Source organism: Halomonas sp. IOP_31, assembly GCF_021151495.1.
Classification (GTDB): domain Bacteria; phylum Pseudomonadota; class Gammaproteobacteria; order Pseudomonadales; family Halomonadaceae; genus Modicisalibacter; species Modicisalibacter zincidurans.
The window spans coordinates 1-5,842 of sequence record NZ_JAIRBP010000064.1 but is presented as its reverse complement, the minus strand read 5'-3'; the positions used below and the strand labels follow the sequence as shown (position 1 = coordinate 5,842).

Genomic DNA, 5,842 nt, shown 5'->3' with positions numbered 1-5,842 from the left:
CGTCGACGTTGATGTCGCTGATGGTCATGTCACCGCATGGCGTAGTGGGCGGATGTGCGTACTATGCCAGAGAAATCAGGTGGTTGGCGACCCTAATTCAGAACCACCTGAATAGTTACAACTTATGAAGATCGTTATCCTGGGTGCGGATCAGATTGGCAGCAGCCTGGCCGAGTACCTGGCGCGTGAAGGTAATGAAATTACCGTCGTCGACATTTCTGCCAGCCGGCTGAGCGATCTCACCGCGCGACTCGACATACGCACCGTAGAGGGCAAGGTGTCTCATCCGAGCGTACTCAGGAAAGCGGGATGCGATGAGGCGGACCTGTTGATCGCCGTCACCGATTCCGACGAGCTCAACATGCTGGCCTGCGAGGTCGCCAATACCCTCTTCAACGCCTCGACCAAGATAGCGCGCGTGCGCGACAATGATTACCTGGCGCACGACGAACTATTCTCGGAACGGGCGCTGGGAATCGAGCTTACCATATGCCCCGAGCAACTCGTCACCGATAGCATCTATCGCATTTTCGAATTCCCCGGCACCCTGCAGGTGCTCGATTTCGCCAAGGGCAAGGTCCAGCTCGTCGCCGTCAAGGCCATCTACGGCGGGTCCCTGGTCGGCAAGGAACTCTCCACCTTGAGAGAGCATTTACCCAGCGTGAACACACGCGTGGCGGCCATCTATCGCCGCGGCAAAGGGATCACCCCGCATAGCGACACCGTTATAGAAACGGATGACGAGGTTTTCTTCATCGCCTCCCGCAAGGATATTCGCGCGGTCATGAAGGAGTTGCGCAGGGCGGAACAGGGGTATCGTCGTGTGATCATCGCCGGCGGCGGCAACATCGGCGAGCGACTCGCAAAAAAGCTGCAAGGCGACCATCATGTCAAGCTGATAGAGATCGACGCGGCGCGCGCTCAGACCTTGGCCGAGCGCCTGACGGAAACGGTCGTGCTCAACGGCAGCGCGACGCGCAAGAACTTGCTCGTCGAGGAAAACATCGACGACTGCGATATCTACTGCGCGCTGACCAACGACGACGAAGACAACATCATGTCGTCGCTGCTGGCCAAGCGACTCGGCGCGCAAAAGGTCCTGACCCTGATCAACGACCCGGCCTACGTCGAGCTCATCCAGGGCGACAGAATCGACATCGCCATCTCTCCGCAGCAAGTGACCATCAGCAGCATACTGAAGCATGTTCGGCGTGGCGATGTGGCGAAGGTTCATTCGCTGCGCCGCGGTGCGGCCGAGGCCATAGAGGCCGTTGCCCATGGCGATGCAGACTCGTCGCAAGTGGTTGGCCGCAGAATAGAGGACATTCCGCTTCCCGCCGAAACAATGATCGGTGCCATCGCTCGAGGTGACGAGGTCATTCTGGACCACAGCGACGTCGTCATCGAAACCGACGACCACCTCATACTCTTCCTTCTCGATAAGCGTCGCATCCAGGAAATCGAACGCCTTTTACAGGTCAAAGCAAGCTATTTTTAAGCCAGCCCAATGAACGGCCTACATGGCGTTGCGGGCAAATAGACCACAGGAGATCCTCCTTTGCCCAGCCTGACTCGACGGCATGCCTCGAAGGCGGTTCACGCAATCGCCCCGGTCGCGAAAATACTGGCCGTGCTGCTGCTGGTGCTGGCGCTATTCATGTTGGCTCCGCTGATCCTCCTGACCCTGCAGGGCGCTCTGGAAGCCCAGGCGTTCGCGCTGTCGATCGGTATCATCCTGGCGGTTGCATTGCCCACGCTGGTATTGACCCGCGGCATCCCCATCGAGCTCAAGCCCCTCCAGATGTTCATCCTCACTACCCTGAGCTGGGTGATGATCTCCAGCTTCGCCAGCCTGCCCTTCATTCTGGGTACGCCCTATCTCTCCTTGACCAATGCCGTGTTCGAATCCGTTTCCGCCATCACCACGACGGGTTCCACCATCCTGGTCGGCATCGATGGATTGACGGACGGGCTGAAGCTCTGGCGAGGCATGATGCAGTGGCTGGGCGGCATCGGCATCATCGTCATGGCGATCGCCATCCTGCCGTTTTTGAAGGTCGGCGGGATGCGCCTGTTCCAGACGGAGTCCTCCGATTGGTCAGACAAGGTGTTGCCCCGTGCGGGTGGGATCGCCAAGGCGACTGGAGCCATCTATCTGGGCTTCACCGGTATCGTGACGATCTCCTACTGGCTGGCCGGCATGCTTCCCCTCGATGCCATCGTGCATGCCATGACCACGGTCGCCACGGGCGGTTTCGCCAATACCGATGCATCCTTTGGCGCCTATAGCAACCAGCCGCAAATACTCTGGCTGGCTTCGCTGTTCATGTTCTGCGCCTCACTGCCCTTCGTCATTTACATACGCGCGCTGCGCGAAACCCGCAGCGCGCTTTGGCGAGACCAGCAGGTCATCGGCCTCTGTTACCTGCTGCTGGTTGCCATAACGATTCTTACCGGCTACAGGATCGCCCAGGGCACGGAGCCTTTTGCGGCGCTGACCCAGGTCACCTTCAACGTGACCTCCATCGTCAGCACGACGGGTTACGCCTCTGAAGACTATACGACCTGGGGCGCACTGTTCATCGTCGCGTTCTTCTATCTGACCTTTATCGGCGGCTGCAGCGGCTCGACCAGCGGCGGCATGAAGATATTCCGCTTCCAGATCGGCCAGGTCATGCTGACCAATCAGTTGCGTTTTCTGGTGCACACCAACGGCACTTTTCCCCAACGCTACAATGGGCGACGCTTGCCGGATGAAGTGATCAGGGGGGTTATCGCGTTCTCGTTCTTCTTCTTCCTGACGATCGCCGGTCTCGCCCTCGGGTTGGCCATGTTGGGACTCGACATGGTATCCGCGCTCTCGGGCGCGGCCACGGCAGTGGCCAACGTCGGTCCCGGGCTCGGCGACGTGATCGGACCGGCCGGAAATTTCGCCTCGCTGCCCGATGCGGCGAAGTGGCTGCTGAGCATTGGAATGCTGATGGGACGCCTGGAGATCCTCACCGTGATCGTGCTGTTCACGCCCACGTTCTGGAAGAAGTAGACGCGCCTTCCCCGACGAGCGACCACATTGACAGGAGAGCGCCCTTGTCTTCTTTACGACCTGCCAAGGCAGGCCTGCGCACAAAGCTATTTCAGGTCATCTTCGAGTCGGACAGCCGCCTGGCCAAGGGCTTCGATGTCGTACTGATCCTGATGATCCTGGCCAGCGTGGCCGTGGTCATGCTGGATAGCGTCGAAGGCTATCACGGTGCGTTCGGCACGCTCTTCTACGAGGCGGAGTGGGTCTTCACGCTACTGTTCACGCTGGAACTGGCGACCCGCCTGTACTGCCTGGAGCGGCCCCTCAAGTACCTGACGTCGTTCTACGGCGTGGTCGACCTGCTGTCGATCCTGCCCACCTGGCTGGCCCTGCTGTTCCCCTGGGGCCAGTCGCTGCTGGTGGTGAGGCTGCTGCGTGTGCTGCGCATCTTCCGCGTACTGCGGCTGATGCAGTTCGTCGGCGAGGGCCGGCTGCTGATCGATGCCCTGAAGAGAAGCTGGCATCAGATATTGCTGTTCCTGTTCGCCGTGCTGATGATCGTGATCATCTTCAGCAGCGTGGTGTATCTGATCGAGCCCCCCGAAGCGGGCTTCACCAACATCCCCATGGCGGTCTACTGGGGCGTGGTCACCCTGACCACGGTGGGCTATGGCGATATCACCCCGGTCACCCCGCTGGGGCAGTTCATCTCGATGATGGTCATGCTGGTCGGTTACTCGATCATCGCCGTGCCCACCGGGGTGTTCTCCGCCGAGGTGATTCGCTCGCTGCGCGAACAGCGCTACTCCAACGAGGCCTGCCCCGGCTGCGGCCTCGACCGCCACGATCACGACGCCCGCTACTGCCGGCGCTGCGGCACCTGGCTCGACGAGGAGACCGAGGATCCGCGCCTCTCCGCCCGGGAAGACACGGACACCTGAGGCCGGCCCTGCAGAAGCAGGCGTCCCGGCTTGCGCGGGCCACCTGGCCGGGTGCGAGATGAGCCGGGCATCCGCCAAGCCCTCCTGCCCGGGACACCGCGAAACCGCGAAACCGCCTCATCCGACCCGGCGGCGCCCGAGTCCGCAACCGCCCGGGAGCCCGCCCGGAGCGCAACGCGGGCGCCCATGAAGGTCTTCCCTCACGCGACTCGCCGTGACGATCCGGCTCGATCACCCATACCAAAGTCTCGCGCATAAAGTTCAATGCGCAAAACCCCTCGTCCGCGCATATGATGATTCTCAATCACCTATGAACAAGCAGAATCATTCAGGCCAATTCATGAGCGAGTATGCGCGCCAAGCCAAGATCGAGCTGATCCTTCAAGAACGTCCTTTCATGTCGGTGAAAGAGTTAACGCACATGCTGGGCGTTTCGGCGGCCACCATACGCCGCGACATCGACAAGCTGGACGAAGCGGGACTGGCACGCAAGGTGTACGGCGGTATCGCTGCCATCGAGTCGGCGCACCAGCGCGCCGTCGCCCTGCCCTTTTCCGACAACCGCGACATCGCCGTCGACGCCAAGCGGGCCATTGCCCGCGAGGCCAGCCAGCGGGTACGCGAAGGCAGCTTGATCGTCGTTCACGCCGGTTCGACCTGCTTCCACTTCGGCGTGCTCATTGCCGACTGGAACGTGCGCATCCTGACGCACTCGATGCCATTGGCCGCCTATCTGTCCGAGTTCGGAAGCTGCCAGTTGACCTTGGGCGGCGGCGACCTGCATCGCGAGCCGGGGATCCTGCACGATCCGGCCGGCGACGACCAGACCTTCTTCGCTTCGCAGTTCTTTGTCGGCGCCCTCGGGGTCGGCGCGCAGGGCATCCTCGAATCCCATCCGCTGCTTGTCCATTTCGTGCAGCACTTCGCCGACCGGGTCAACGAAGTCGTGCTTCTCGTCGATAGCCGCAAGTTCAAGGAGTCCCCTCCCCTCGTGGCACTGCCCTTCCGGCGTGTGTCGCACCTGATCACCGACGACGGCCTCGACGACAACGATGCAAAGCTGCTGGAGAGCCAAGGCGTTCGCTACACGATCGCCAAGACGGCGGGAGGCGTTGATGAACAAGAGCGATGAACCTCTCCTGGAGATGACCGACATTTGCAAGACCTTCGGAGGCGTCAAGGCGCTGCAGTCCGTGGCGCTGACCGCCTGGGCCGGTGAGGTGCATGCCCTCATGGGCGAGAACGGCGCGGGAAAGTCCACCCTGATGAAAGTCCTGTCAGGTGCCCTCGCTCCCGACAGCGGTGGCGAAGTGCGCGTCGCGGGCCGCGTGATGCCGACCGGCGATACCCGGCTCTCGAAGGCTCACGGCATCGCCGTCATCTATCAGGAGCTCTCGTTGGCGCCGAACCTGACGGTGGCGCAAAACATATTCCTGGGCGCGGAAAAGGCGCGCGTCGGTGTCGTCGACCGTCACGCCATGCAAGCGGAATCACGGCCGATTCTCGACAGGCTGGGCATCGGCTTTTCTCCCGAGACGCCCGTGAGCCGCTTGTCCCTGGGTGAGCGCCAGCTCGTGGAAATCGCAAGAGCTTTATCCACCGATGCCCGAATCATCGTGATGGACGAGCCGACGACCTCGCTGTCGAGCCGCGAGACCGAAAACCTCTTCAGGGTCATAGAAGGGCTCAAGCGCGAGGGCATCGCGATCATCTACATCTCTCACCGCATGGAAGAGGTCTATCGTCTGTCCGACCGGTTGTCAATGGCCATCAGAAGTGACCCACCAGTGGCCAACAAAAATGACCCACCCGTGATCGTCAGCTGAGCGCCTTCTGCTTCAGCCGATAGCTCTCCCCGCCGAGCAGGTAGAGGTGCGAG

The 5,842-nt window shown here is 61.3% G+C and carries 5 protein-coding genes; all 5 read left to right on the top strand.

Going from position 1 to position 5,842, the window contains the following annotated elements; translation table 11 throughout:
* Nucleotides 1-124 precede the first annotated feature (124 nt).
* Nucleotides 125-1,498, top strand: coding sequence for a Trk system potassium transporter TrkA (gene trkA, locus K7I12_RS17130; RefSeq protein ID WP_231664778.1), 1,374 nt, complete (start codon nucleotides 125-127; stop codon nucleotides 1,496-1,498).
* A gap of 60 nt (nucleotides 1,499-1,558) precedes the next feature.
* Nucleotides 1,559-3,043, top strand: coding sequence for a TrkH family potassium uptake protein (locus K7I12_RS17125; RefSeq protein WP_269438732.1), 1,485 nt, complete (start codon nucleotides 1,559-1,561; stop codon nucleotides 3,041-3,043).
* Between the two features lie 44 nt (nucleotides 3,044-3,087).
* Nucleotides 3,088-3,963 (top strand): ion transporter, encoded by an 876-nt coding sequence (locus K7I12_RS17120; protein ID WP_231664777.1) that lies wholly within the window; start codon nucleotides 3,088-3,090, stop codon nucleotides 3,961-3,963.
* 214 nt (nucleotides 3,964-4,177) lie between these two features.
* On the top strand, nucleotides 4,178-5,095 hold the full coding sequence (locus K7I12_RS17115) for a DeoR/GlpR family DNA-binding transcription regulator (RefSeq protein WP_231664776.1): 918 nt from the start codon (nucleotides 4,178-4,180) through the stop codon (nucleotides 5,093-5,095).
* On the top strand, nucleotides 5,079-5,789 hold the full coding sequence (locus K7I12_RS17110; RefSeq protein ID WP_231664775.1) for an ATP-binding cassette domain-containing protein: 711 nt from the start codon (nucleotides 5,079-5,081) through the stop codon (nucleotides 5,787-5,789). The genes K7I12_RS17115 and K7I12_RS17110 overlap by 17 nt, the downstream gene beginning before the upstream one ends.
* Nucleotides 5,790-5,842: the final 53 nt, after the last annotated feature.